At 53.9% G+C, this 25,754-nt stretch carries 23 protein-coding genes, 5 tRNA genes and 3 other RNA genes; 22 read left to right on the plus strand and 9 right to left on the minus strand.

The window, feature by feature from the left end; all coding sequences use genetic code 11:
- The first annotated feature begins 7 nt into the window (after positions 1 to 7).
- The 10 genes from wecG (at position 8) to F3J26_RS21345 (ending at position 3,559) form a co-directional block, all read left to right on the plus strand.
- Complete coding sequence (wecG, locus tag F3J26_RS21300; protein ID WP_166995861.1) at positions 8 to 748, plus strand: lipopolysaccharide N-acetylmannosaminouronosyltransferase; 741 nt, start codon at positions 8 to 10, stop codon at positions 746 to 748.
- Positions 749 to 1,004: 256 nt separating this feature from the next.
- Complete coding sequence (gene thrP, locus F3J26_RS21305) at positions 1,005 to 2,390, plus strand: bifunctional threonine/serine APC transporter ThrP (RefSeq protein WP_008455535.1); 1,386 nt, start codon at positions 1,005 to 1,007, stop codon at positions 2,388 to 2,390.
- Between the two features lie 114 nt (positions 2,391 to 2,504).
- Positions 2,505 to 2,581: transfer RNA gene (locus tag F3J26_RS21310), tRNA-Arg, on the plus strand.
- 60 nt (positions 2,582 to 2,641) lie between these two features.
- A tRNA-His gene (locus F3J26_RS21315) sits at positions 2,642 to 2,717 on the plus strand.
- A gap of 15 nt (positions 2,718 to 2,732) precedes the next feature.
- A tRNA-Leu gene (locus tag F3J26_RS21320) sits at positions 2,733 to 2,819 on the plus strand.
- A gap of 33 nt (positions 2,820 to 2,852) precedes the next feature.
- Positions 2,853 to 2,929 (plus strand) — tRNA-Pro (locus F3J26_RS21325).
- A 95-nt stretch (positions 2,930 to 3,024) separates the two neighbouring features.
- A tRNA-Pro gene (locus tag F3J26_RS21330) sits at positions 3,025 to 3,101 on the plus strand.
- Between the two features lie 34 nt (positions 3,102 to 3,135).
- Positions 3,136 to 3,249: non-coding RNA, RtT sRNA (locus F3J26_RS21335), on the plus strand.
- A gap of 34 nt (positions 3,250 to 3,283) precedes the next feature.
- Positions 3,284 to 3,397: non-coding RNA, RtT sRNA (locus F3J26_RS21340), on the plus strand.
- Positions 3,398 to 3,431: 34 nt separating this feature from the next.
- Positions 3,432 to 3,559, plus strand: a non-coding RNA gene (locus F3J26_RS21345) — RtT sRNA.
- 525 nt (positions 3,560 to 4,084) lie between these two features.
- Here F3J26_RS21345 and hemY read toward each other — a convergent pair.
- From hemY to hemC, 4 genes are read right to left on the minus strand one after another with little or no spacing between them, the layout of a single operon-like run.
- Positions 4,085 to 5,281: a protoheme IX biogenesis protein HemY gene (hemY, locus tag F3J26_RS21350; protein ID WP_166995863.1), complete on the minus strand. Its 1,197-nt coding sequence runs from the start codon at positions 5,279 to 5,281 to the stop codon at positions 4,085 to 4,087.
- A gap of 2 nt (positions 5,282 to 5,283) precedes the next feature.
- The gene (gene hemX / locus F3J26_RS21355; protein WP_166995865.1) at positions 5,284 to 6,468 is read right to left on the minus strand and encodes a uroporphyrinogen-III C-methyltransferase; all 1,185 of its coding nucleotides are present in this window, start codon (positions 6,466 to 6,468) and stop codon (positions 5,284 to 5,286) included.
- An 18-nt stretch (positions 6,469 to 6,486) separates the two neighbouring features.
- On the minus strand, positions 6,487 to 7,233 hold the full coding sequence (gene hemD, locus F3J26_RS21360) for a uroporphyrinogen-III synthase (RefSeq protein ID WP_166995868.1): 747 nt from the start codon (positions 7,231 to 7,233) through the stop codon (positions 6,487 to 6,489).
- Complete coding sequence (gene hemC / locus F3J26_RS21365) at positions 7,230 to 8,171, minus strand: hydroxymethylbilane synthase (protein WP_008455526.1); 942 nt, start codon at positions 8,169 to 8,171, stop codon at positions 7,230 to 7,232. Before hemC ends, hemD begins: the two co-directional genes overlap by 4 nt.
- A gap of 287 nt (positions 8,172 to 8,458) precedes the next feature.
- Here hemC and cyaA point away from each other — a divergent pair, with 287 nt between their 5' ends.
- Positions 8,459 to 11,008 (plus strand): class I adenylate cyclase, encoded by a 2,550-nt coding sequence (gene cyaA, locus F3J26_RS21370; RefSeq protein WP_008455525.1) that lies wholly within the window; start codon positions 8,459 to 8,461, stop codon positions 11,006 to 11,008.
- On the opposite strand, the gene cyaY is transcribed toward cyaA, so the two are convergent.
- Entirely contained in the window at positions 11,009 to 11,329 is a 321-nt protein-coding gene (gene cyaY / locus F3J26_RS21375) for an iron donor protein CyaY (protein WP_008455522.1), read from the minus strand.
- 284 nt (positions 11,330 to 11,613) lie between these two features.
- Here cyaY and lptM point away from each other — a divergent pair, with 284 nt between their 5' ends.
- From lptM to corA, 8 genes are all read left to right on the plus strand, one after another.
- The gene (gene lptM / locus F3J26_RS21380) at positions 11,614 to 11,820 is read left to right on the plus strand and encodes an LPS translocon maturation chaperone LptM (protein WP_008455520.1); all 207 of its coding nucleotides are present in this window, start codon (positions 11,614 to 11,616) and stop codon (positions 11,818 to 11,820) included.
- A gap of 38 nt (positions 11,821 to 11,858) precedes the next feature.
- Complete coding sequence (gene dapF / locus F3J26_RS21385; RefSeq protein ID WP_061277805.1) at positions 11,859 to 12,683, plus strand: diaminopimelate epimerase; 825 nt, start codon at positions 11,859 to 11,861, stop codon at positions 12,681 to 12,683.
- On the plus strand, positions 12,680 to 13,384 hold the full coding sequence (locus F3J26_RS21390) for a DUF484 family protein (RefSeq protein ID WP_166995870.1): 705 nt from the start codon (positions 12,680 to 12,682) through the stop codon (positions 13,382 to 13,384). The genes dapF and F3J26_RS21390 overlap by 4 nt, the downstream gene beginning before the upstream one ends.
- Positions 13,381 to 14,286 (plus strand): tyrosine recombinase XerC, encoded by a 906-nt coding sequence (gene xerC / locus F3J26_RS21395; RefSeq protein WP_166995872.1) that lies wholly within the window; start codon positions 13,381 to 13,383, stop codon positions 14,284 to 14,286. The genes F3J26_RS21390 and xerC overlap by 4 nt, the downstream gene beginning before the upstream one ends.
- A complete protein-coding gene (gene yigB / locus F3J26_RS21400; RefSeq protein ID WP_166995874.1) occupies positions 14,286 to 15,002 on the plus strand; it encodes a 5-amino-6-(5-phospho-D-ribitylamino)uracil phosphatase YigB in 717 nt (238 codons plus the stop codon). The genes xerC and yigB overlap by 1 nt, the downstream gene beginning before the upstream one ends.
- Before the next feature lie 69 nt (positions 15,003 to 15,071).
- A complete protein-coding gene (gene uvrD, locus F3J26_RS21405; protein WP_166995876.1) occupies positions 15,072 to 17,234 on the plus strand; it encodes a DNA helicase II in 2,163 nt (720 codons plus the stop codon).
- 149 nt (positions 17,235 to 17,383) lie between these two features.
- Entirely contained in the window at positions 17,384 to 17,440 is a 57-nt protein-coding gene (gene ysgD / locus F3J26_RS22795) for a YsgD/CorL family protein (protein WP_353591484.1), read from the plus strand.
- A 165-nt stretch (positions 17,441 to 17,605) separates the two neighbouring features.
- Positions 17,606 to 18,556 (plus strand): magnesium/cobalt transporter CorA, encoded by a 951-nt coding sequence (gene corA / locus F3J26_RS21410; protein WP_166995878.1) that lies wholly within the window; start codon positions 17,606 to 17,608, stop codon positions 18,554 to 18,556.
- A 65-nt stretch (positions 18,557 to 18,621) separates the two neighbouring features.
- Here the strand turns inward: corA and F3J26_RS21415 are convergent, their stop codons facing one another.
- The 3 genes from F3J26_RS21415 to yigI form a co-directional block, all read right to left on the minus strand.
- A complete protein-coding gene (locus F3J26_RS21415; protein ID WP_166995880.1) occupies positions 18,622 to 19,905 on the minus strand; it encodes a hypothetical protein in 1,284 nt (427 codons plus the stop codon).
- Between the two features lie 141 nt (positions 19,906 to 20,046).
- Positions 20,047 to 20,940, minus strand: a complete 894-nt coding sequence (gene rarD, locus F3J26_RS21420) for an EamA family transporter RarD (protein WP_008455504.1) — start codon at positions 20,938 to 20,940, stop codon at positions 20,047 to 20,049.
- Between the two features lie 52 nt (positions 20,941 to 20,992).
- The gene (gene yigI, locus F3J26_RS21425; RefSeq protein ID WP_008455502.1) at positions 20,993 to 21,463 is read right to left on the minus strand and encodes an acyl-CoA thioesterase YigI; all 471 of its coding nucleotides are present in this window, start codon (positions 21,461 to 21,463) and stop codon (positions 20,993 to 20,995) included.
- Between the two features lie 167 nt (positions 21,464 to 21,630).
- On the opposite strand from yigI, the gene pldA reads away from it, so the two are divergent.
- The 3 genes from pldA to rhtC all read left to right on the plus strand — a co-directional run bounded on the left by pldA (position 21,631) and on the right by rhtC (position 25,075).
- Positions 21,631 to 22,497: a phospholipase A gene (gene pldA, locus F3J26_RS21430; protein WP_034807964.1), complete on the plus strand. Its 867-nt coding sequence runs from the start codon at positions 21,631 to 21,633 to the stop codon at positions 22,495 to 22,497.
- A 63-nt stretch (positions 22,498 to 22,560) separates the two neighbouring features.
- Positions 22,561 to 24,390, plus strand: coding sequence for an ATP-dependent DNA helicase RecQ (gene recQ / locus F3J26_RS21435; RefSeq protein WP_166995883.1), 1,830 nt, complete (start codon positions 22,561 to 22,563; stop codon positions 24,388 to 24,390).
- Between the two features lie 64 nt (positions 24,391 to 24,454).
- Positions 24,455 to 25,075, plus strand: a complete 621-nt coding sequence (gene rhtC, locus F3J26_RS21440; RefSeq protein WP_166879511.1) for a threonine export protein RhtC — start codon at positions 24,455 to 24,457, stop codon at positions 25,073 to 25,075.
- Here rhtC and rhtB read toward each other — a convergent pair whose 3' ends face one another.
- Entirely contained in the window at positions 25,076 to 25,696 is a 621-nt protein-coding gene (gene rhtB / locus F3J26_RS21445; protein WP_008455495.1) for a homoserine/homoserine lactone efflux protein, read from the minus strand.
- Positions 25,697 to 25,754 lie beyond the last annotated feature (58 nt).

A 25,754-nucleotide genomic window follows, 5' to 3' on the forward strand; every position in this document is an offset into this window, starting at 1 on the left:
GATATTCATGAACAACTCTACTGAAGCCCCTTTTTATACTCTTCGTGGTCTTGACCTGTTGGGATGGCGAGATATGCAGCATGCGCTGGATTATCTCTATGCGGGGGGGCGATTGCGCCAGGGGACGTTAGTGGCGATTAATGCAGAAAAAGTGCTGACGGCAGAAGACGATGAGCAAACTCGCGGTCTGATTGCGGCAGCGGAATACAAATACGCCGACGGCATCAGCGTCGTTCGCTCCATCCGGAAAAAATACCCTGAAGCTGTGGTTAATCGCGTAGCGGGGGCCGATCTGTGGGAAGCCTTGATGGTACGGGCGGGTCAGGAAGGGACCCCGGTATTTTTGGTGGGCGGCCAGCCCGACGTTCTTGCGCAGACCGAAGCTAAGCTACGGCAGCTTTGGCAGGTCAATATTGTCGGCAGCCAGGACGGTTATTTTACCGATGCGCAGCGGCCAGCCTTGTTTGAGCGCATTCGTGACAGTGGGGCTGAGCTTGTTACCGTCGCGATGGGCTCGCCACGTCAGGAGATCCTGATGCAGGCGTGTCGGAAGGTCCATCCCCATGCGCTTTATATGGGCGTCGGTGGTACATATGACGTATTTACCGGGCGAGTAAAGCGGGCGCCTAAGGTTTGGCAAAAATTCGGGCTGGAGTGGTTATACCGGCTGTTATCCCAGCCAACCAGAATCAAAAGACAACTCAGACTGCTGCGCTATCAGCGCTGGCATCTGACCGGTAAGCTTTAAACCTTTCAACGCGCTCATCCGGGCGCGTTTTGCTTTCTCTGCACGATTTTCAACCAGACTTATTCCAGTTTGTTACGCAGTTATTTGTAATTTTGTAAAAAATACGGAACCATTGCGCCAACTCGATGCAGTGCCGTAGTGATGTTGCGCCAGCAAATCTCTTGCCGACGCTGCATGGCCTGTTATTGACCCTGGCAACAACCAAACACAATAACCGGTAAAAACCGGAGTAAAGCAAACACAATACAGAGGATTTATGGCAGAGAAAAAAGCAGAGCTGCAGCGCGGGCTGGAAGCTCGACACATCGAACTTATCGCCCTGGGAGGGACCATTGGTGTTGGCCTGTTTATGGGCGCCGCCAGTACCCTCAAATGGGCCGGACCGTCGGTACTGCTGGCGTACATTATTGCGGGCCTGTTCGTGTTCTTTATTATGCGTTCAATGGGAGAAATGTTGTTCCTTGAACCCGTAGCCGGGTCGTTTGCCGTCTATGCGCACCGCTATATGAGCCCCTTTTTCGGCTATCTGACGGCCTGGTCTTACTGGTTTATGTGGATGGCGGTTGGCATCTCCGAAATTACAGCGATTGGCGTCTACGTCCAATACTGGTTCCCGGATCTTCCTCAGTGGCTGCCCGCCATTTTTGCCGTAGGGCTTGTGGCGCTGGCAAACCTTGCGGCAGTGCGCCTTTACGGGGAAATCGAGTTCTGGTTTGCAATGATTAAAGTGACAACCATCATCGTGATGATTGTCGTTGGCCTGGGCGTTATCTTTTTCGGTTTTGGAAATCATGGTCAGGCGACTGGCTTTAGCAACCTTACAGAGCACGGCGGCTTCTTTGCTGGCGGCTGGAAAGGATTCCTGACCGCGTTGTGTATTGTTGTGGCTTCCTATCAGGGCGTGGAGTTAATTGGTATTACCGCCGGCGAAGCTAAGAACCCGCAGGTCACCTTACGCAGTGCCGTAGGGAAAGTGCTGTGGCGTATTCTGATTTTCTATGTGGGCGCGATTTTCGTTATCGTCACTATTTTCCCATGGAACCAAATCGGCACTACAGGTAGCCCGTTTGTACTGACCTTCGCGAAAATAGGCATCACCGCGGCGGCAGGGATTATTAACTTTGTTGTTTTGACGGCGGCATTGTCTGGCTGTAACAGCGGTATGTACAGCTGTGGGCGTATGCTGTATGCCCTGGCGAAAAACCGCCAGCTCCCGGCCAAAATGGCGAAAGTTTCCCGTAGCGGCGTGCCTGTCGTTGGGGTAGCTGTTTCTATCGGTATTCTGCTGCTCGGTTCTTGTCTGAATTACATCATTCCAAATCCGCAGCGCGTTTTCGTTTATGTCTACAGCGCCAGCGTATTACCGGGCATGGTGCCGTGGTTTGTGATCCTGATTAGCCAGATTCGCTTCCGTAAGGCGCACCGGGAAGCCATTGCCAGCCACCCGTTCCGATCTATTTTATTCCCGTGGGCTAACTACCTGACCATGGCGTTCCTGGCGTGTGTGCTTGTGGGGATGGGCTTGAATGAAGATACGCGAATGTCGCTGACGGTCGGCGTTGTTTTCCTGGCTGCGGTGACGTTGGTTTATAAGGTGTTTGGCCTGAATAAGCATGCCGTTAGTGAAAAACTGAACGGATAAGCATCAGGATGCACAAAGCATAACCAAACGCGCAGTTTTGCGAGTATTTTATTGAAATAAGCACTAGACAGCTGAGCACGAAGCCCGTATTATCCGACCCCGCAACGGCGCTACGCGCCCGTAGCTCAGCTGGATAGAGCGCTGCCCTCCGGAGGCAGAGGTCTCAGGTTCGAATCCTGTCGGGCGCACCATTTATCATAATGGCGCTAGAGCTGCGGTGGTATCATGTACCGCGTGAAAGTTTTACAGTGGTGGCTATAGCTCAGTTGGTAGAGCCCTGGATTGTGATTCCAGTTGTCGTGGGTTCGAGTCCCATTAGCCACCCCATTAATTTAGATGTATGCGAAGGTGGCGGAATTGGTAGACGCGCTAGCTTCAGGTGTTAGTGTTCTTACGGACGTGAGGGTTCAAGTCCCTCTCTTCGCACCACACCTAAATTAATCAGCAGTATAAGCAGTATTTCGGCGAGTAGCGCAGCTTGGTAGCGCAACTGGTTTGGGACCAGTGGGTCGGAGGTTCGAATCCTCTCTCGCCGACCAAATTTTAAAAGCCCTTCTAAAGAAGGGTTTTTGCTTTCAGCCCGGAGCCCTAATAAGCTTTTGATGTGTTGAAAGCAGCAGTAAAAGCAGTATTTCGGCGAGTAGCGCAGCTTGGTAGCGCAACTGGTTTGGGACCAGTGGGTCGGAGGTTCGAATCCTCTCTCGCCGACCACTTTAGAAAAGGCCAGCTTTCGAGCTGGCCTTTTTGCATCTGAAACTTACAGAGGATGAGAACCTTCGAAGGAGGTTTGAGCCGAGCGCAGCGAGACAACGTTGCTTCAGCAACGGCCCTTAGGGGAATAATCCTCTCTCGCCGACCACTTTAGAAAAGGCCAGCTTTCGAGCTGGCCTTTTTGCATCTGAAACTTACAGAGGATGAGAACCTTCGAAGGAGGTTTGAGCCGAGCGCAGCGAGACAACGTTGCTTCAGCAACGGCCCTTAGGGGAATAATCCTCTCTCGCCGACCACTTTAGAAAAGGCCAGCTTTCGAGCTGGCCTTTTTGCATCTGAAGCTTACAGAGGATGAGAACCTTCGAAGGAGGTTTGAGCCGAGCGTAGCGAGGCAACGTTGCTTCAGCAGCGGCCCGCAGGGGATGTCTCCCCTCGCAAATTCCCGCGGTCGCAAACCCAGCCTTGTCATTCTGCCGCTGAAATTGTCGCCTGGGTGCGACAATCGGGTGATTTTGTGTCTTCAAATGGAGACATTTAATCTCATGTTTTTATTTGGTTTTTTTATTTAAGCCACGGCTTGTCTCCTGGAGGAGACAATTTATTTCTGCCGGTGCAGGCCGGCGGGAAAGCCTGGGGGAGAAAGCTTTGCGGTGCTAATACTATGAAAATACTAATTTTGGTAGTTGAGTCCGTTTCTGCATGCAAACCTGGCATGTATTGTGCAATAATACCTGCGTAGATGCTCATTCCACTTCTTATGTTTGCTTCGGCTTCATAAACCAAGGAATGACGCAGAGCCGATTACGGTGCTTATCGTCCACCGACAGATGTCGCCCCCATGGGGTCTCATCGAACACCCTGGACATAACGTTGAGTGAAGCACCACTTAGTTGTCAAACAGACCTGTTTTAACACCTGCCTTTTGGCAGGTGTTTTTTTTTGCGTGGGAAAAAGAAAAGGGCGGTAGAGCTCCGCCCTGATGATCAGCTGTTAGAGGGAGTTTGCAGCGTGAGCAACAGACCGTCACGACGCATGAGGGCGGCTTCTTCAGGCTTATGTAATTTGTCGAGAGAGTCTGCCAGCCAGGCGTAATCGTAGGCATCCGGGCGCTGTTTAATGGCCTCACGGAATGCATCACATGCCTGCTGCCATTCACCGTGTTTCATCAGCAACTGGCCAAGCGTACTCTGCAGTAAAGGGCGATCGCCTTGCGTTTTGATCTGCTGGCGCAATGCTTTCTCTAACTGCTCTGGGTTACCTGACTTCAGACGCGGCATCAGCAATACCAGACGATCGTCATACTGGCGCTTCAGCCCGTCAAGGATGATCTCCTGGGCGGCGTCGTGATCATCGCACTCAATAAGATGCTCTGCCATGGCGACCTGCAGCGTGGTCTGGTGGCGCGTTTTACGGCTTTGATTACGCCACCAGGTTTTGAGGCCTTCGTTACCCTGTCCGGCCATCGCCTGATCCATAAGGCCGATCCAAGCCTGCTGTTGCAGCGCATCGCGGTGGGCTTCATCCCCAATCTGCACTTTTTCCATGGTCGGCAGAATATCCAGCAGGGAACTCCACGCGCCGGTTCGCAGGTAAGCTTGCTCGGCCAGGCGAAGCACTTCAGGATGGCGCGGCGCAATTTCCAGAAGCTTATCAATGCCGTGGCGTGCGGCGTGGTTTTCATTGCGGGCAAGCTGCAGGCGAACGCGAGTGATTTCGACCGGGAGCTGATCGCTATCCGCCAGTTCGGCGGCGCGCTCTAAATGCTGGTTCGCACGAATTTCATCCCCGCGTTGCTGGGCGGCTTCGGCAGCCAGCAAGTAGTTAACCACCGGCTGTTCGGCGTGATCGGCATTCTTACTCATCAGCTTCTCAACCTGCTGATAATCGCCTTCGGCCAGTTTCAACAATGCGGCTTTGGTCTGTTTGCGGGCGCGGCTGCGTTTGCGGCCCAGGAACCACCCACGGGTACGGGCACCGGTACGGAAAATGCGGCGCAATACCCATTCGATGGCGAACAACACCAGCATGGTCAGGATCAGAATAATGACTAATCCGGTCACGCTGGTTTCAATGTTGTAGTTATCGGTCTGGATTAAAACATAGCCCTGATGGCCTGCCAGCATTGGGCCCAGCACGATGCCCGCAATCAGCAGCAGGAAGAGCAATAAGACTTTAATCATACTTATTCCCCCTGACTTACGGCAGGTGCCGGCTGAGCGGGGGCCGCTTCTGGCTGCGCATTATTGGCCGCAGGACTTGCCGGCTGAGCAAGCAAATTGCGAACCCGAGTCTGCATCAGCTTTTCAAGCAGGGCCTGGCTTTGCAGCGTTTGCGGAATATCCATATGAATACTTTGCTGGCTCAGGCCATCAAGCTCTTCAAGGAACGCTTTGGTGGCGGAATCATTGGTGTCGTAGTAGGCGCGAACCCACGTTGAAACGTTATCCAGCGCCTGCTTGTAAGTGTCTTCCTGATGGCGTGGCACCGCCTGCGCGGCGACTAGCAGGCGGGAGCGGATGTTTTCGCGCAGGTAGATATCCTGATTCGGCGCCAGGAGCGGAACCGCGGTTTCATCGCGGCGGCGGATAGTAATAAAGCTATCCATAAAGCTGTGCCAGCTTTTCACCAGATTTTGGCGCCATTCGGTAATCGTACCTGACAGCTCGCTGCTGTCAGAATCCATCGGGGAATCATCGCTGTCGTTGTCGGCCAGACGCAAATTATCCAGGCCGTTAGAGAGCTGATTGAGCTTGAGGATAATTCCGTCGTAGTCGACCTGTGTTACCGTAGACAGCGTAGAGATATCGTCGGTCAGTGCGCGGCGAGCGGTGATCAAACTTGGATCGTTCATATCTGCCAGGCTGGCGTCAGCGCTTTTCAATAGCGCAGCGGCCGTGGTGACATCCTGATCGCTCCACAGCTTGCGGCCGGCCAGTTTCACAAGGAAATCGGCCTGTGCCAGCAGCCAGGTTTTGGAATCGCTACCGGAAATAGTCGCGACTTTTTGCTGCACTTCGTCCAGATGACGTGTCAGCGCTGCCTGCTGTTTGTTGGCGTCGCTAAGTGCGGTCGTCTGCTGTTTTAGCGCCGCTTCAAATTCACTTTTTTGTTCTTCTTGCTGTTTTTGCAGGGCAATCAGCTGATTTGCCAGCGCATCGCTGGTGGCCGTCTGAGTGGACGCCTGATGCTTACCATAGCTATAAAGTCCGCCACCTAATGCCAGGGCAATGGCAATCGCGATGGCCCCCAGCGCAATACCGGCAATGCCGGAACGATTTTTCTTCGTCACGGGCTCGGCGTGTGATGGCGTCTCCGCCGCGGGTGTGGTTTCCTCAACTATGGCGGAGGAAGTATTTTGTTCCGTCATTGTGGCGTCCTGTTATTGTTAGGTGTGTTGTAACGCGCGAAGCAGCGCGTCATTGTCCGCATTCGCGGCGACCCGAATATTCTGCCAACCCAATGTCCTGGCAAGGCTTGCCAAACGCTCGCTGACAACAAGTAACTCACAGCGAAGTAACCAGTTCTCGCGATACCAGTCAGGCGTAAGCGTATAAAGCTGCTGTAGCATTTCGCCGCTGGTCACGACCAGCGTTGAGATCCCCCGGGCGTGCCAACGGTGGGCTTCTTCTGTTCCATCGTAAATAATAGCGCTTCGCTGATAGCATTCGCAGAAGCTAACTTCTGCACCTCGCGCTTCCAGCGTTTCGCCCAACAGTTCACGCCCGCCATTACCACGTAAAATCAATGCGCGCTTACCAGCAACATTTTGTAATTCCGGTAATTGTAGCAAGATTTCGCTGGTTTCCCGATCTTGTGGGTAACGAATAGGAATATGGCTGACGGTATGGAAAGCCAGCGCTGTCGTTCTGCCGATGGCGAACCAACTGAGATTGCCCGGCCACGGGATGCCGTTACGGCGCAAAAGTGGGGCGGCATAGTCAATGACGTGCTGTGAGAGGACAAAGACCAGATCGCCTGGTGCGAGCGCCGCAAGCTGGGCCGGAAGCAGCGATAGTTGCCGGCCGGGCGAGAACTCGATAAGCGGGAAGCTGTAAGCCACCTGCCCGAGTGTGCGCAGTCGGCTCACTAACTCTTCCCCGGCTGGGGAGGGGCGGGTGACGAGGATCGTCATGCGGGAGCGTCTCCATCATAAACGTCGGCGAGGATTTCCCTTGCGCCGTTATTCAACAGCTCTTCAGCCAGTGAAACACCCATGGCCACGGCATCTTCTGGCTTACCTCGACGTTCACCACGAACCATAATGGAACCGTCCGGCGCGCCAACTAATGCGCGCAGCCAAAGCTCGTTATCTTTCAGCTCTGCATAGCTGCCGATCGGCACCTGACAGCCACCTTCAAGGCGCATATTCATCGCACGTTCGGCGCTCACGCGAACGGCGGTTTCATGATGATTCAACGGTGCGAGCAGTGCTTTGGTGCGTTCATCGTCCAGGCGACATTCGATGCCGACGGCGCCCTGGCCGACCGCGGGTAAAGACACTTCCGGCGGTAAGGCGTAGCGAATGCGATCCTGCATCTCAAGGCGGTTTAGCCCGGCAACGGCAAGAATAATGGCATCGTATTCGCCTTTATCCAGTTTACCAAGGCGGGTGCCAAGATTGCCGCGCAGGGAACGAATCACTAGATCTGGACGCTGCTCGGCTATCTGACACTGACGGCGCAGGCTTGAGGTGCCCACAATGCTGCCGGCAGGCAACTCATCCAGCGTTTGATAATGATTGGAAACAAAAGCGTCGCGGGGATCGTCGCGCTCGCAGATGGTGACCAGCCCCAGACCTTCAGGGAATGCCACCGGCACATCTTTCAGGGAATGGACGGCGATGTCCGCGCGCCCGTCCAGCATTGCCAGCTCAAGCTCTTTAACGAACAGCCCTTTGCCGCCGACTTTGGCAAGCGGTGTATCCAGCAGGACGTCGCCACGGGTGACCATTGGCACCAGTTCAACGGTGAGTTGCGGGTGAAAAGCTTCAAGACGTTGCTTAACATAATGTGCTTGCCAGAGTGCAAGGGGACTTTGGCGAGTGGCAATTCTGAGTATATTGTCTAACATGCTTGTTACCGTAATTATCGTCCACTGACCATCCTACCACTCTTAGCGGAAGGCTGTCAGGTTCGGCGGTTTTTCCGGCAACAGAGGGACGTGATTCGTATTATGGAAGAAACAGCCTGTGGCCAGGGCATCTACCACTTTGGTAGCGCATCTTTCTTTACGGTCAACAGGCAAGGTGTTAAATTGATCACGTTTCCAGCAATTGCTGTCCCGATCGTTTATAATAATGGGGACAACAACCAGGAAACGGGTTTTTTCGTAATACTGAAACCATCAGGCGATACGTCTTGTACCTCTATATTGAGACACTTAAACAGAGACTGGATGCCATCAACCAACTGCGCGTAGATCGTGCGCTTGCTGCTATGGGGCCTGCCTTCCAACAGGTCTACAGTCTACTGCCAACGTTATTACATTATCATCACCCGCTGATGCCGGGTTACCTCGACGGTAACGTTCCCCGCGGCATTTGCCTCTACACGCCTGATGAAACCCAACGCCACTACCTGGACGAACTCGAACTGCAGCGCGGTATGCCGCCTCAGGAGACGCCAGCGGGCGAACTGCCGATCACCGGCCTCTATTCTATGGGCAGCACCTCCTCCGTGGGGCAGAGCTGCTCTTCTGACCTTGATATCTGGGTTTGCCACCAGGCCTGGCTCGATAACGACGAGCGCCAACTGCTGCAGCGCAAATGTAGCCTGCTGGAAAGCTGGGCGGCCTCCCTTGGCGTTGAGGTCAGTTTCTTCCTGATTGATGAAAACCGCTTCCGCCACAACGAAAGCGGCAGCCTGGGCGGCGAAGACTGCGGTTCTACCCAGCATATCTTGCTGCTGGACGAATTTTACCGTACTGCGGTACGTCTGGCCGGGAAGCGCATTCTGTGGAACATGGTGCCGGGCGATGAAGAAGAGCATTACGACGATTACGTGATGAGCCTCTATGCGCAGGGTGTCCTGACGCCGAACGAGTGGCTAGATCTCGGTGGATTAAGTTCACTGTCTGCTGAAGAGTACTTTGGCGCCAGCCTGTGGCAGCTCTATAAAAGCATCGACTCGCCGTATAAAGCCGTGCTGAAAACGCTGCTGCTGGAGGCGTATTCCTGGGAATATCCGAACACGCGCCTGCTGGCAAAAGACATTAAACAGCGCCTGCACGACGGCGAAATTGTCTCCTTTGGCCTCGATCCGTACTGCATGATGCTGGAACGCGTCACCGAGTACCTGACGCAAATCGAAGATCATGCGCGTCTGGACCTGGTTCGCCGCTGTTTCTATCTGAAAGTTTGCGAAAAACTTTCACGTGAGCGTGCCTGTGTTGGCTGGCGCCGCGAAGTCCTTAGTCAACTGGTGAAGAGCTGGGGCTGGGACGAAGCGCGTCTGGCGATGCTGGACAACCGTGCAAACTGGAAAATCGACCAGGTCCGCGAGGCGCACAACGAACTGCTCGACGCGATGATGCAAAGTTACCGCAATCTGATCCGCTTTGCGCGCCGCAACAATCTGAGTGTGTCCGCCAGTCCGCAGGACATCGGCGTGTTAACGCGTAAGCTGTACGCTGCGTTTGAAGCGCTGCCGGGCAAAGTCACGCTGGTAAACCCGCAGATTTCCCCCGATCTGTCTGAACCGAACCTGACCTTTATCCATGTGCCGCTTGGCCGTGCGAACCGCTCTGGCTGGTATCTCTACAACCGTGCGCCGAACATGGACTCTATCGTCAGCCATCAACCGCTGGAATATAACCGTTATCTTAATAAGCTGGTGGCGTGGGCCTACTTTAACGGCCTGCTGACCTCGCGTACCCGCCTGTTTATTAAGGGCAACGGTATTTGTGATTTACCGAAGCTGCAGGAGATGGTGGCGGATGTCTCCCATCACTTCCCGCTGCGGCTCCCGGCACCGACGCCAAAAGCGTTGTATAGCCCGTGCGAGATTCGCCATCTGGCGATTATCGTCAACCTTGAATATGACCCGACGGCCGCCTTCCGCAATCAGGTTGTGCATTTCGATTTCCGTAAGCTGGATGTGTTCAGCTTCGGCGAGCAGCAGCAGTGCCTGATTGGCAGCGTTGACCTGCTGTATCGCAACTCGTGGAACGAAGTGCGTACCCTGCACTTTAACGGCGAGCAGGCGATGATCGAGGCATTGAAAACCATTCTTGGGAAAATGCACCAGGACGCCGCACCGCCGGATAGCGTGGAAGTCTTCTGCTACAGCCAGCACCTGCGTGGCCTGATCCGCACTCGCGTACAGCAGTTGGTGTCTGAATGCATCGAGTTCCGCCTTTCCAGCACGCGCCAGGAGCCGGGCCGCTTTAAAGCGCTGCGCGTCTCCGGGCAGACATGGGGCCTGTTCTTCGAGCGTTTGAATGTCTCGGTACAAAAACTGGAAAACGCCGTTGAGTTTTATGGTGCCATCTCGCACAACAAGCTGCATGGCCTGTCGGTGCAGGTTGGCACTAACCAGGTACAGTTGCCGGCGGTCGTGGATGGCTTTGCCAGTGAAGGGATTATTCAGTTCTTCTTTGAAGAAGCCAGTGAAGACCAGGGCTTCAACATCTATATCCTGGATGAAAGCAACCGGGCGGAAGTTTATCATCATTGCGAAGGCAGCAAAGAAGAGCTGGTGCGCGACGTGAGCCGCTTCTACTCCTCGTCCCACGATCGTTTTACCTACGGCTCAAGCTTCATCAACTTCAACCTGCCGCAGTTCTATCAGATTGTGAAAACGGATGGGCGGGTGCAGGTCATTCCGTTCCGCACCCAGTCACTCACAACAGCCGCGCCGGTTAATCAGGACGACAACTCAGCGCCGCTGCTGCAGCAGTACCAGCCGTAATCAGCGGAAGCTAACCGCTTCACCTGCCTGCTGCGTGCTCGCTTCTTCCAGCAACTGCCAAAACTCTGCGCCGCTACGATCGCATATCCATTCGTCACCTTTCAGGTTGAAATGGTAGCCGCCGCTTTTGGTGGCCAGCCACACCTGATGCAAAGGCTCCTGGCGGTTGATAATGATTTTGCTGCCGTTTTCAAAGCTGATGGTCAGCACGCCACCGTTGATCTCACAATCAATATCGCTATCGCCGTCCCAGTCGTCCAGGCGCTCTTCAATTGTGCGCCACAGGTTATCGGCTAAAAGGTGAAATTCGCTGTCGTTCATGTCTGCTTCCTGTTGGGATTTCAGGGCAGTATAAGAGCATCGCCGGTAATTAGAAACTGCGGCTCAGGGATCATTCAGGGCCGTAATACTCATCCGTTTTATCTGTGCCACCTTTTGAAAGACAACCTGCGTCAGCGATGAGAAGGGGCCAGGTAGCAGCGATTATTTTCTTGCCCGATTTACTGCCAGGTGATTTTCAGCGGTCTGGGTGATGAAGAGTATTGCTTTTCAGGGTTCACCTGCGATGATAGACGGCAGAATAGTGAATCACAGGCTACCCGATAATGAAGAAGATTTTCTGCCCTCTAGCTTTGGCACTGACGCTCGTCAGCCTCACCGGCTGCGGCCTGAAGGGGCCTCTTTATTTCCCTCCGGCTGATAAAAAAGCGACGCCGACAACGCACAGCGCAACCCCAGAGCAACCTGTCCAGACGGCACCCGTCCGCAACAGTCGCGGCATTGATGATGCGCCGACTCAGGTTGTTTACTAGCTAAATCGTGCTTTGTAACCGCGCTAATGGAGCAGAAGATGCAGTTCTCTAAAATGCATGGCCTTGGTAATGACTTTATGGTCGTCGACGCGGTGACGCAGAATGTTTATTTCTCTCCGGAGCTGATCCGTCGGCTTGCGGATCGTCATCTTGGCGTCGGCTTCGATCAGTTGCTGATCGTTGAGCCTCCCTACGATCCCGATCTCGACTTTCATTACCGGATCTTTAACGCCGATGGCAGTGAAGTTTCCCAGTGTGGTAACGGCGCGCGCTGTTTTGCCCGCTTTGTGCGCCTGAAAGGGCTGACCAATAAGCGTGAAATTCGCGTCAGTACCGCCAATGGCAGAATGGTACTGAGCGTGACGGAAGATGAGATGGTTCGCGTCAATATGGGCGAGCCTAACTTCGAACCGTCCCAGGTGCCGTTCCGGGCAAACAAAGCAGAAAAGACCTATATTATGCGTGCCGCCGAACAAACCATTATGTGCGGCGTCGTTTCAATGGGGAACCCGCATTGCGTCATTCAGGTCGATGACATCGAAACCGCCGCGGTTGAAAGCCTGGGCCCAGTGATGGAAAGCCATGAACGCTTCCCTGAGCGAGCCAACATCGGCTTCATGCAGGTGGTGAGCCGCGAACACATCCGCCTGCGCGTTTATGAACGCGGTGCGGGCGAAACTCAAGCCTGCGGCAGCGGCGCCTGTGGCGCAGTGGCGGTTGGAATTCAACAAGGATTACTGGCGGAGCAGGTACGCGTTGAGCTACCTGGCGGCCGTCTTGATATCGCCTGGAAAGGGCCAGGGTCACCGCTTTACATGACCGGCCCGGCGGCCCACGTCTATGATGGATTTATACATCTATGAAGAATGCCGAGGAACAGCAAGAAGCCCTTCTTGAGCTTAACGATGTCGCGGTTGCCGAATACTTACAGCGCAACCCTGATTTCTTTATTCGCAATGCCCACCAGGTGGAGAGCATGCAGGTTCCTCACCCGGTGCGCGGCAGCGTTTCGCTGGTGGAGTGGCATATGGCCCGCAGCCGTAACCACATCAATCACCTCGAAGAGAACATGACGCTGCTGATGGAGCAGGCGAGCGCCAACGAAGGTCTGTTCTATCGGCTACTGAAGCTTCAGGGGCGACTGGCTTCGGCTTCCAGCCTGCAGGAAATGCTGAACCGGCTGCATCGCTGGGCGCGGGACATGGGTCTTGCCGGGGCGAACATCCGGCTTTTTGCTGACCGCTGGCGTATCGGCGCTCCGTCAGACTTCACGCATCTCGCGCTGAACCGCCCGGCTTTTGAGCCGCTGCGTATTCAGCGTCTTGGCGAAAGCCAGCACTACCTCGGCCCGCTTAATGGCCCGGAACTTTTGTTGGTCTTGCCGCAGGCAAAAGCCATTGGTTCCGTTGCCCTGTCGCTGATGGGCAACGAGGGCGATCTTGGTGTTCTGCTGTTCAGCAGCCGCGACCCGCAACATTATCAACAGGGGCAGGGCACTCAGCTGCTGCACGAGCTGGCGCTGATGCTGCCGGACTTGCTGGAGCGTTGGATTGAACGGGCATGACCACTTCCGTATTAACATCTCACGTTGATGGTTTTCTGCGATACCTCAAGGTTGAGCGTCAGCTCAGCCCGCTCACTCTCCTGAACTACCAGCGCCAGCTCACGGCGATTATTCACATTGCAGAAGAGATGAAGCTCACCAGTTGGCAGCAATGCGATGCCGCAGCCGTGCGTTCATTGGCCGTGCGTAGCCGCAGGGCTGGCCTACAGGCCTCCAGCCTCGCATTAAGACTTTCGGCACTACGCAGCTTTTTCGACTGGATGGTCAGCCAGGGAGAGCTAAAGGCGAACCCGGCCAAAGGCATCACCACGCCAAAAGCCGGTCGGCGTTTGCCTAAAAACATTGAAGTCGATGATGTGAATCATCTGCTGGATATCGATCTGAACGATCCGCTGGCAGTACGCGATCGGGCAATGCTGGAAGTGATGTACGGCGCTGGCCTGCGTCTTTCCGAACTGGTGAATATGAATTGCAGTCATATAGATCTTTCTACCGGAGAGGTCTGGGTGATGGGGAAAGGGAGCAAAGAGCGCCGCGTACCCGTTGGCCGGAGCGCAGTGACCTGGGTTGAACACTGGCTGGATTTGCGCGAACTTTTTGGCCCGGACGACGATGCGTTATTTCTGGCGAAGACGGGAAAGCGAATATCCGCCCGCAATGTGCAAAAGCGGTTTGGCGAATGGGGTATCAAGCAGGGGCTAAGCAGCCATGTGCATCCCCATAAACTGCGTCACTCGTTTGCCACCCACATGCTGGAATCCAGCGGCGATTTGCGCGCCGTTCAGGAACTGCTTGGGCACGCTAACCTGTCCACTACGCAAATCTATACCCATCTCGACTTTCAACATTTAGCCTCGGTGTATGATGCCGCGCATCCACGCGCCAAACGGGGGAAATCGTAATGCATTTTTACCGCCCGCTCGGGCAAATTGCTGCTCTGACGTTCGATCTCGACGATACGCTTTATGATAACCATCCGGTGATCCTGCGCACCACTCAGGAGTCGCTGGCCTTTGTGCAGAATTATCACCCAAAGCTCAGCGCGTTTTCCGCCCTGGATTTTCACCGCAGCCGTGAAGCGCTTCGCGTGAAAGAGCCGGACATTTATCATGATGTCACCGAATGGCGTCGCCGTGCCGTCGAGCAAATGATGCTGGATGCCGGACTTAGTGCGGAAGAGGCCTTTACCGGTGCCGGTGCCGCCATGGAGAACTTCGCAAAATGGCGTAGCCGCATCGACATCCCACAGGAAACGCACGACACGCTGGCAAAGCTTGCTAAAAAATGGCCGCTGGTGGCGATCACTAACGGTAACGCAGAGCCACACCTGTTCGGACTGGATAACTACTTCGAATTCATTCTGCGTGCCGGGCCGGACGGGCGAGCTAAACCTTTCAGCGATATGTATCACACTGCTGCGCAACGTTTAGGTGTGCCGCTCGAGCAAATTCTGCATGTCGGCGATGACCTGACCACCGATGTGGCCGGTGCCGTGCGCTGCGGAATGCAGGCCTGCTGGATTAACCTGCGCGAAGGCGACCTGATGCGGATAGATGACAGCCGTTTGTTGCCGCATCTGGAGATTTCGCGGTTGGCATCCCTCACCGCGCTGATATAATCAGCAGCAACTCTGTACAAATTTCCAGTAGTTGGCTGGGCCAACTCTTTCTCTTTTTCGGCGGTGCCAATGGACGTTTCTTACCTGCTCGACAGCCTCAACGACAAACAGCGCGAAGCGGTTGCCGCCACGCGCAGCAATATGCTGGTGCTGGCCGGGGCGGGCAGTGGTAAGACGCGCGTGCTTGTGCACCGCATTGCGTGGTTGATGACGGTCGAAAACTGCTCGCCGTACTCCATCATGGCGGTGACCTTTACCAACAAAGCGGCGGCGGAAATGCGCCACCGTATCGGCCAACTGATGGGCACCAGCCAGGGCGGCATGTGGGTGGGTACCTTCCACGGTCTGGCACACCGTCTGCTGCGCGCGCACCATATGGACGCCAACCTGCCGCAAGACTTCCAAATCCTCGACAGCGAAGATCAGCTTCGCCTGCTGAAGCGTCTGATTAAAGCGATGAACCTGGACGAGAAGCAGTGGCCGCCGCGCCAGGCAATGTGGTACATCAACGGCAAAAAAGACGAGGGCCTGCGTCCGCATCACGTTGAAAGCTACGGTAACCCGGTGGAGCAAACCTGGCAGAAGGTATACCAGGCCTATCAGGAAGCCTGCGATCGCGCCGGGTTGGTGGATTTTGCTGAGCTGTTGCTGCGCGCCCACGAACTGTGGCTGAACAAACCACATATCCTGAACCACTATCGCGAGCGTTTCACCAATATCCTGGTGGACGAATTCCAGGACACCAACAGCATTCAGTATGCGTGGATCCGCCTGCTGGCCGGGGACACCGGCAAAGTGATGATCGTCGGCGATGATGACCAGTCGATCTACGGCTGGCGCGGGGCGCAGGTTGAAAATATCCAGCGCTTCCTGAATGACTTCCCGGGGGCACAAACGATTCGTCTGGAGCAAAACTACCGCTCGACGAACAACATTCTGAACGCGGCCAACGCCCTGATTGCCAATAACTCTGGCCGCCTTGGTAAAGAGCTCTGGACCGACGGCAGCGACGGCGAACCTATCTCAATCTATTGCGCTTTCAACGAACTGGACGAAGCCCGTTTCGTGGTTAACCGCATTAAAACCTGGCAGGAAAACGGCGGTGCGCTGGAGCAATGTGCCATTCTGTACCGCAGCAACGCCCAGTCGCGCGTGCTGGAAGAGGCGCTGCTGCAGGGCAGTATGCCGTACCGTATTTACGGCGGGATGCGCTTCTTCGAACGGCAGGAAATCAAAGACGCGCTCTCCTATCTACGTCTGATGGCCAACCGCAACGACGATGCGGCCTTTGAACGCGTGGTGAATACGCCAACCCGAGGGATCGGCGACCGCACGCTCGACGTCGTGCGCCAGACCGCGCGCGACCAGCAGCTAACGCTGTGGCAATCTTGCCGCATGCTGCTGCAGGAAAAAGCGCTGGCTGGTCGTGCGGCCTCCGCGCTGCAGCGCTTTATGGAGCTGATTGACGCGCTCGCCCATGAAACTGCGGATATGCCGTTGCACGTCCAGACCGACCGGGTAATTAAAGATTCAGGCCTGTTCATCATGTATGAGCAGGAGAAAGGCGAGAAAGGCCAGACCCGAATTGAGAACTTAGAAGAGCTGGTGACGGCCACGCGCCAGTTCAGCTACAACGACGAAGACGAAGATCTGATGCCGCTGCAGGCGTTTCTCTCCCATGCCGCGCTGGAAGCGGGGGAAGGCCAGGCAGATACCTGGCAGGATGCCGTGCAACTCATGACGCTGCACTCGGCCAAAGGACTGGAGTTCCCACAGGTGTTTATCGTGGGGATGGAGGAAGGCATGTTCCCGAGCCAGATGTCCCTCGACGAGGGTGGGCGCCTGGAAGAAGAGCGCCGTCTGGCCTACGTGGGCGTAACCCGCGCAATGCAAAAGCTGACGCTGACCTATGCGGAAACGCGTCGCCTGTATGGGAAAGAAGCCTACCATCGTCCGTCTCGCTTTATCGGCGAGCTGCCCGAAAACTGCGTGGAAGAAGTTCGCCTGCGCGCAAGTATCAGCCGTCCGGTCAGCCATCAGCGGATGGGGACTCCTCTCGCCCAGAACGATTCTGGCTTTAGCCTGGGACAGCGCGTGCGTCATCCTAAGTTTGGCGAAGGGACCATTGTGAACCTGGAAGGCAGCGGGGAGCACAGCCGCCTGCAGGTGGCATTCCAGGGGCAGGGAATCAAGTGGTTAGTTGCCGCTTATGCGCGCCTGGAAACCGTGTAACCTACAGAAACTAATTACAATTTTTAGTGCGTGGGCTACCCTTAATATGTCACTGGCATGAACTTGTTCAGCCGTGTCCCGTTGCGTGTTGACGCCATATTAGTGGTGGCGTAACATGCGCGCACGAATACGCTAAGAGGACACTCGCCTTGGACACACCCAGTAGATGCTGGCTCAATAACCTGTCATCCAGGTACAACTTCTAAGGCTATCCTCTGATGCTGATAGCCTTCGTGGTTGTCAGCGACCTCGTGTATTTTCATTCCGTCGCCCCTTGAGTCAGACTGTTTAATGGTCTGAAACCTCTATTGTTTCTGTCTGTGTGTCAACCGAATTGTCCCTGATCTTTTTTTGCATTGGGAGTCCCGGTCATGCTGAGCGCATTTCAACTGGAAAATAATCGCCTTGCCCGCATTGAGCTGGACGAGACGGATACCCTTGCCAATTCGGTATGGGTCGATCTCGTCGAGCCGGAAGAGAGCGAGCGAGAGCGAGTGCAAACGGAACTTGGTCAAAGCCTGGCAACCCGACCAGAGCTGGAAGACATCGAAGCGTCCGCGCGTTTTTTTGAGGACGAAGACGGCCTTCACATCCACTCCTTTTTCTTCTTTGAAGATGCCGATGACCACGCCGGTAACAGCACGGTCGCTTTTACCATTCGTGAAGGCCGCTTGTACACGCTGCGTGAACGTGAGCTACCTGCGTTTCGCCTGTACCGCATGCGCGCCCGCAATCAGTCCATGGTGGACGGCAATGCGTGGGAGCTGCTGTTGGATCTGTTTGAAACCAAAATCGAACAGCTGGCGGATGAAATCGAAAACATTTATAGCGACCTGGAGCAGCTTAGCCGTGTGATCATGGAAGGGCATCAGGGCGATGAATACGACGCCGCGCTTTCGACGCTGGCGGAGCTGGAAGATATCGGCTGGAAGGTTCGTTTGTGCCTGATGGATACCCAGCGCGCGCTGAATTTCCTGGTGCGTAAGGCACGTTTGCCGGGCAGCCAGCTGGAGCAGGCTCGCGAAATCCTGCGAGATATCGAATCCCTGCTGCCGCATAACGAATCCCTGTTCCAGAAGGTTAACTTCCTGATGCAGGCGGCGATGGGCTTCATCAACATCGAGCAGAACCGCATCATCAAAATCTTCTCTGTGGTTTCGGTTGTTTTCCTGCCGCCAACGCTGGTGGCGTCCAGCTACGGGATGAACTTCGAGTTTATGCCTGAGCTGAAGTGGAGCTTTGGTTACCCCGGCGCGATCATCTTTATGATGCTCGCGGGCTTAGCGCCCTATCTCTATTTTAAGCGTAAGAACTGGCTTTAAACCGGTTGCGGCTTTCGTCCTGAAGGCCGCATCTGTCGATAGCATTTATTATCTTGTCTCTGCGATTATCTTGAGGGGCAGTTGCTTCTCAGCTCTAGTACTGTGCGAATTGACCATTTATTTTCATGACTTATTTCGGGATTGTCACGAATGTGATCCATCAGGTAATTTCTACAGGAGTATTCCTTTTGATCATTAGTAGAGTTGACATAACTCTCCTGATAATCAAATGTGGCCGTGTCGTCCATCCCTCGGGCGAGTAACCAAATGATTAAATTTTCTGAGCCATATCTGAATATATAGCTTAATAGATCTATTTTACTGTTCCTCCAAACGTGATGATCTGAGCTCAACAGCTCGATATTTAGAAAGTTTTTATTTTCCTCAATCTTTTTCATGATTTTTTCATCTGCATGGCTTAAGACACTTGTTGCCAAAAGCAGATTTTCATTTTTAGTAGAATGATATGGGAGGGCGTAATTAATAAAGGTTATATTGCCGTAATCTATTGCGTTTATGATATCTTGCTCATCTATTTTTATGTAGTTAGTTAATTCTGGATGTTTTTTGATAAGGAAGTTAAAGCGCTCTACGAACCATGTATTTTTAGCTGAATAGCGGTTGTTTATTTCGGAAGTGATTTCTTCTACAAGATTATTTTTATCACTTTCATTGAGTTTATGATAATAATCAGCGTAGAGTAGGTTTAATAGTGCTGTGTTTGTATTTTCACGAAGTAATGCGTTTTTGTAAAAGATTATAAACTGAAATGGGACATGTTTCGTCTCGGTGCTTCCAGCCATACAGTCCAGCATAAAGGTAAACGATTTTGCAGGATAAGTTTCAACCTCAGCCATTTCGTATAGATAATCAAAAGTGATACTATTATTTGAGCATTCATCATTAAATACTTGCTGAAGTTTTTTTATATTCCCTTGTTCCAACGCAGAAAAAATCATTGCGCGGTGATCTTGCTTTAATTTTTCTGAAAAGCAATAAAAATTATATACACAAAGTGATAAGCTGAACAGTATTATGTACGTATAAATGTCAACTTTTTTGGGTAGGTTAATTAACAATGACAAAGAGGCTGGAAGGAAAGTTATCAGACTCATGGTGATAAAAAAAATCGTATGGGAGCTATAGGGCAAACTATTTGGTGAGAAAAAATAATAGAGTATGTTAACTATTATTAAAACATTGGCAGATAATATTATTTTGATGAATGTAATTTGTTCTTTTTTCTTAAATGCGCCGTAAATAGTGATTGGTGTATAAATAAAAGGAGTTGTATAGATAATTGCTATAACTGCAAGGAATATATAAAAATCACTCGATGATGAAAACATCCATTGTCCTTAAATATTATTAATCCATTGATTTTTTACATTAACATGAATGCTTCTACGTCACTACTCCGTATATTGATTTGTGCCTGCTGCTTCACAGGCACATTACTAAAAAATTGAACCTATAACGGTTAGCGTATTTTATACCTTACGCAGACGCCGCTGGGTATAAATCGCATCGGCAATAAACAGCGCCAGCGCCGCCCAGATAAAGCCAAAAGTAATCAGCTTATCTTCAGTTACCACTTCGCCGTAGAACGTCACTGCCAGCAGGAACATCAGCGTCGGCCCCAGATACTGGAAGAAGCCCAGCGTGGAAAGGCGTAAGCGGGTCGCGGCGGCAGTAAAGCAAAGCAGCGGCACCGTGGTGATCACCCCGGCGGCAATAAGCATCAGATTCAGCGTCCACGGGTTCATCCCCATATGGCTGGTGGCACTGTCGGCGATGCCAAACAGGTAAATGCCCGCGATCGGCAGCAGCCACAGCGTTTCAAACAGCATCCCGGTTTGTGCATCTACGGCAATCTTTTTGCGGATCAGGCCATAGAAAGCGAAGCTGAAGGCCAGACCCAGGCCGATGATCGGCAGCGAACCGAAAGTCCAGAGCTGAACCAGCACGCCACAGAAGGCCAGCAAGACAGCGACCCACTGCATCCGCCGGAAGCGTTCACCCAAAAAGAGCATCCCCAGCAGCACGTTCACCAGTGGATTAATAAAGTAACCCAGGCTGGCTTCCAGCATGTGCTGATTATTCACTGCCCAGATATAAAGCAGCCAGTTACCGCCAATCAACACGGCGCTTAACGCCAGCGCGAGGATCTTTTTACGGTTCTGGCAGGAGCGTTTCACCTGCGGCCACTGGCGGCAGACAGTGATCAGCGCCAGCATAAAGAAGAATGACCAGATAACGCGGTGGGTCAAAATTTCTGTCGCCGGTACGTAGTGAATCAGTTTGAAATATACCGGCGCGATGCCCCAGATAAAGTAGGCCGTCAGGGCAAGCAAGATCCCCTGACGTGTCTGTTTCGGATCCATGAAGAAAACTCAGCAAAAAAATAGTGAGCAAATAATAACAGGGTTTACATCCTTACCCTACCATGTAGGTAGCCGTTGCGCTGGCAATGTGCAGTTGGTCCTGGTTATGCAGCTCTACTCGCGCTACCGCAACTTTGTTACCGGCGCGCAACAGGCTGCTGCTGGCCGTGAAGCGCTCTCCGCGGCCCGGACGCAGATAATCCACGCGCAAATCGATGGTGCCCATTTTGGACAGACGTTGACGAAGCTCGTCTTCGGTGATGGTGTCGTGGCGAGTCAGCGTACTGCCTACGCAGACCAGGCCAGCCGCCACGTCCAGCGCGGAGGCAATAACGCCGCCGTGCAAGATGCTTTGTGCCCAGTTGCCCACCATCATCGGCTGATTATTAAAGCTCAACTGGGCGAACGCTTTTTCGTAGCGCTCCAGCTCCAGGCCAAGCGCGCGGTTAAACGGCATGTGATACACGAAGATTTCGCCCACCAGCTTGAGGGCGGCTTCTGTGGTCAATACGGGGGAAGACATCGTTCATTCCTCGAACAAATAACGAATAAGTTAACAAAGTGTGTAGTTTATGCTTCTCAATTGTTGCTTTCCACTTTCAGAACCGTAGAGACGTGCTTTGGCCCATCCTGCGGTAAAATGTTTGGCAATAAATATTTAGACACTTTTTGTTATGGAGAACGGGACTAATGCTGAAACCTTTGGGGTGGGGAGTAGCCGCGATGCTGCCCTTGACCGCCTTCGCACAAGAAACCACCATCGATAAGATTCACGACAAGCCCGCGGTGCGAGGTAGCATCATTGCCAATCTGCTGCAGGAACACGACAACCCTTTCACGTTGTACCCGTACGACACGAATTACCTGCTGTACACCTGGACCAGCGATATGAACAAAGAGGCAATTAGCTCTTATGACTGGGCCAGCAATGCGCGCAAAGACGAGGTGAAGTTCCAGCTCAGCCTGGCCTTCCCGCTTTGGCGCGGAATTCTGGGGGATAATTCAGTGCTGGCCGCCTCCTATACCCAGAAATCCTGGTGGCAGCTTTCCAACCGCAATGAATCCTCCCCGTTTCGTGAAACCAACTATGAGCCTCAGCTATTCCTCGGTTTCGCAACGGAGGCAACGTTTGCAGGCTGGACATTGCGGGACGTCGAGTTTGGCTATAACCACGATTCAAACGGTCGTTCTGACCCAACCTCGCGCGGCTGGAACCGCCTGTACACCCGCCTGATGGCACAACACGGCGACTGGCAGGTGGAAGTCAAACCCTGGTACGTAGTGGGGAGCGTAGAGGACAACCCGGACATCACCAAATACATGGGTTACTACCAGCTTAAGGTGGGCTATGCGCTGGGCGATGCGATTTTCAGCGTGAAGGGGCAATACAACTGGAATAGTGGCTACGGCGGGGCAGAATTTGGCGTGAGTTACCCGATCTCGAAAAACGTTCGCTTCTATACCCAGGTCTATAGCGGCTACGGTGAATCGCTCATCGATTACAACTTTAACCAGACACGGGTTGGCGTAGGCGTTATGCTAAACGATCTTTTCTAAAGCATTGCAGTTTCTCTTCCAGGCGCTGAAAATGGCGCCTGAATTTTAGGTAGTGGGGATAGCGTGGCACAGGCGGAAGTAATCAATCAGGCGTCGCTGGCGAGACAGGTTCTGCAGGATACCTTTGGGTACCAACAGTTCCGTCCGGGTCAGGAAACCATCATCGACACGGTGCTGGAGGGGCGTGACTGCCTGGTAGTGATGCCAACCGGCGGTGGTAAATCCCTGTGCTATCAGATTCCTGCCCTGGTATTTGGCGGTCTGACCGTGGTGGTTTCCCCGCTGATTTCCCTGATGAAAGACCAGGTCGATCAGCTGCTGGCGAACGGCGTGGCGGCGGCCTGTCTTAACTCGACCCAAACCCGTGAACAGCAGCTGGAGGTGATGACCGGCTGCCGTACCGGGCAAATTCGTCTGCTGTATATCGCCCCTGAACGCCTGATGATGGACAATTTTATTGACCATCTCAGCAACTGGCAGCTTTCGATGGTGGCGGTGGACGAAGCCCACTGTATTTCGCAGTGGGGACACGACTTCCGCCCGGAATATGCCGCCCTTGGTCAGCTTCGCGAAAGATTGCCTGCCGTCCCCTTTGTTGCATTAACGGCCACGGCGGACGACACCACCAGGCTCGATATCGTGCGCCTGTTGGGACTCCACGATCCGTTTATCCAAATCAGCAGCTTCGACCGGCCGAACATTCGCTACATGCTGATGGAGAAGTTTAAGCCGCTCGATCAGCTCACCCGCTATATTCAGGAACAGCGCGGTAAGTCCGGGATTATTTACTGCAACAGCCGGGCGAAAGTGGAAGACATTGCCGCCCGACTGCAAAGCAAAGGCATCAGCGCCGGCGCTTATCACGCGGGCCTGGAGCATCAGGTGCGCGGTGACGTGCAGGAGAAATTCCAGCGTGACGATCTGCAAATCGTGGTCGCGACCGTCGCTTTTGGCATGGGCATCAACAAGCCGAACGTGCGTTTTGTCGCCCACTTCGATATCCCCCGCAACATTGAATCTTACTATCAGGAAACGGGCCGCGCCGGGCGCGATGGCCTGCCTGCGGAAGCGATGCTGTTTTACGATCCGGCGGATATGGCCTGGCTGCGTAAATGCCTTGAAGAAAAAGCACCGGGACAGCTGCAGGATATCGAGCGCCATAAGCTCAACGCCATGGGTGCGTTTGCCGAAGCGCAAACCTGCCGCCGTCTCGTGCTGCTGAACTACTTCGGCGAAGGCCGCCAGCAGTCCTGCGGCAACTGTGATATCTGCCTCGACCCGCCTCGTCGCTATGACGGTCTGATGGACGCGCAAAAAGCGCTGTCCTGCATTTACCGCGTCGGCCAGCGCTTTGGGATGGGCTACGTGGTTGAGGTTCTACGGGGGGCCAACAACCAGCGAATTCGCGATCTCGGCCACGACAAACTGAAAATTTACGGCGAGGGCCGCGAGCACACGACGGAGCACTGGGTCAGCGTGATCCGCCAGCTCATTCACCTCGGCGTGGTGACGCAAAATATCGCCGCGCACTCAGCGCTGCAGCTCACGGAAGCGGCACGTCCTTACCTGCGTGGTGAAGAGCCGCTGATGCTGGCGGTGCCCCGTGTTGTCGCCATCAAGCCGCGCGCCAGTCAGAAAGTCTTTGGCGGTAATTACGATCGCAAGCTGTTCGCCAAACTCAGAAAACTGCGCAAATCCATCGCGGATGAAGAAAACATCCCGCCTTATGTGGTATTCAACGATGCGACGCTGATTGAAATGGCGGAACAGATGCCGCTGTCGCCCGGCGAGATGCTGGGCATTAACGGGGTGGGGACGCGCAAACTTGAGCGCTTTGGCCGCCCGTTTATGACGCTTATCCGCGACCACGTTGACGGCGTGGATGAAGAGTAGCCTGCCGCGAAGAAAAGTGGCAGGATAATGACTCTTCGAATTATCTGCACGCGAGCTATTCCCTATGTTAATGCTATTTCTGACCGTGGCGCTGGTGCACATCGTTGCCCTGATGAGCCCGGGGCCTGACTTTTTCTTTGTTTCCCAGACTGCCGTAAGCCGCTCTCGCAAAGAGGCGATGATGGGTGTGCTGGGGATCACCGCTGGCGTCATGGTTTGGGCAGGCGTGGCGCTGCTAGGCCTGCATCTTATCCTCGAAAAAATGGCCTGGCTGCATAACATCATCATGGTCGGCGGCGGGCTGTATCTTTGCTGGATGGGCTATCAGATGCTGCGCGGCGCATTCAAGAAAGAAGTTAAAAGCGAAGAGGCGCCAAAAGTCGAGCTGGCGAGCGGTGGGAAGAGCTTTGTGAAAGGGCTGCTGACGAACCTGGCTAACCCGAAAGCGATTATCTACTTCGGCAGCGTGTTCTCGCTTTTTGTTGGCGACAACGTGGGCAGCGCCGAGCGCTGGGGCCTGTTTGTGCTGATCGCGATTGAAACCTTCGCCTGGTTCACTATCGTGGCGAGCCTGTTCGCCTTACCAAAAATGCGTCGCGGCTATCAGCGCCTCGCCAAATGGATAGACGGTATGGCTGGCGCTCTGTTCACCGGGTTTGGTATTCACCTGATCATCTCCCGATAATCAGGCCTGGCGCGCTCCCGCAAGCAGTGCGCCAACCAGCATAAACAGCGAGCCAAAGACCCGGTTCAGGGCTTTCATCTGGCGCGGCCCTTTAATCCAGGCGGCAATCCGTTTGGCCAGGGTCGCATAGCCAATCATCACAATAATATCGACGACGACTGTGGTAACACCGAGCACAACGTACTGCATCGCCTGGGGCTGATGCGGGACGATAAACTGCGGGAACAGAGCGGCCAGAAACACGATGCTCTTCGGGTTGGTCAGGTTAACAAACACCGCTCGCTTGAACAGTTTGCTGCGCGGTTGCGTGGTGGCCAGCGTGTTTAAGTCCAGTGCACCAGCGGCTCTCCATTGCTGGATGCCCAGCCAGATAAGATAGGCAACGCCCGCCCACTTCAGCACTTCAAAGGCCAGCAGCGAGCGTGAAAACAGGGCCCCAAGCCCAACGCCGACCAGCACAATATGCAGCGCCAGCCCGGTTTGCAGTCCGGTAATTGACGCTGCCGCACCGCGATAGCCGTGGCTGATAGCGGTAGTCATGGTATTGATGGCACCGGAGCCGGGGGAAAGGCTAAGAATTATTGTGGTTAGCAGATAGGTAAACCACCACTCGAAGGTCATGCGAAACTCCCTGAACGCGCGCTTTTATGCCACAATACGCTATTGTTGATAAGCGTGC

It is taken from the genome of Enterobacter sp. Ap-867 (assembly GCF_011752855.1).
In the GTDB taxonomy this organism is placed as follows: domain Bacteria; phylum Pseudomonadota; class Gammaproteobacteria; order Enterobacterales; family Enterobacteriaceae; genus Cedecea.

Coding starts and splice junctions, on each gene's coding strand:
- rhtB (WP_008455495.1), bottom strand. CDS start 25,696: ATGACCTTCGAGTGGTGGTTTACCTATCTGCTAACCACAATAATTCTT.
- hemX (WP_166995865.1), bottom strand. CDS start 6,468: ATGACGGAACAAAATACTTCCTCCGCCATAGTTGAGGAAACCACACCC.
- lptM (WP_008455520.1), top strand. CDS start 11,614: ATGAAGAAGATTTTCTGCCCTCTAGCTTTGGCACTGACGCTCGTCAGC.
- corA (WP_166995878.1), top strand. CDS start 17,606: ATGCTGAGCGCATTTCAACTGGAAAATAATCGCCTTGCCCGCATTGAG.
- hemY (WP_166995863.1), bottom strand. CDS start 5,281: ATGATTAAAGTCTTATTGCTCTTCCTGCTGCTGATTGCGGGCATCGTG.
- xerC (WP_166995872.1), top strand. CDS start 13,381: ATGACCACTTCCGTATTAACATCTCACGTTGATGGTTTTCTGCGATAC.
- wecG (WP_166995861.1), top strand. CDS start 8: ATGAACAACTCTACTGAAGCCCCTTTTTATACTCTTCGTGGTCTTGAC.
- F3J26_RS21390 (WP_166995870.1), top strand. CDS start 12,680: ATGAAGAATGCCGAGGAACAGCAAGAAGCCCTTCTTGAGCTTAACGAT.
- pldA (WP_034807964.1), top strand. CDS start 21,631: ATGCTGAAACCTTTGGGGTGGGGAGTAGCCGCGATGCTGCCCTTGACC.
- hemD (WP_166995868.1), bottom strand. CDS start 7,233: ATGACGATCCTCGTCACCCGCCCCTCCCCAGCCGGGGAAGAGTTAGTG.
- dapF (WP_061277805.1), top strand. CDS start 11,859: ATGCAGTTCTCTAAAATGCATGGCCTTGGTAATGACTTTATGGTCGTC.
- hemC (WP_008455526.1), bottom strand. CDS start 8,171: ATGTTAGACAATATACTCAGAATTGCCACTCGCCAAAGTCCCCTTGCA.
- F3J26_RS21415 (WP_166995880.1), bottom strand. CDS start 19,905: ATGTTTTCATCATCGAGTGATTTTTATATATTCCTTGCAGTTATAGCA.
- cyaY (WP_008455522.1), bottom strand. CDS start 11,329: ATGAACGACAGCGAATTTCACCTTTTAGCCGATAACCTGTGGCGCACA.
- thrP (WP_008455535.1), top strand. CDS start 1,005: ATGGCAGAGAAAAAAGCAGAGCTGCAGCGCGGGCTGGAAGCTCGACAC.
- rhtC (WP_166879511.1), top strand. CDS start 24,455: ATGTTAATGCTATTTCTGACCGTGGCGCTGGTGCACATCGTTGCCCTG.
- yigI (WP_008455502.1), bottom strand. CDS start 21,463: ATGTCTTCCCCCGTATTGACCACAGAAGCCGCCCTCAAGCTGGTGGGC.
- rarD (WP_008455504.1), bottom strand. CDS start 20,940: ATGGATCCGAAACAGACACGTCAGGGGATCTTGCTTGCCCTGACGGCC.
- yigB (WP_166995874.1), top strand. CDS start 14,286: ATGCATTTTTACCGCCCGCTCGGGCAAATTGCTGCTCTGACGTTCGAT.
- uvrD (WP_166995876.1), top strand. CDS start 15,072: ATGGACGTTTCTTACCTGCTCGACAGCCTCAACGACAAACAGCGCGAA.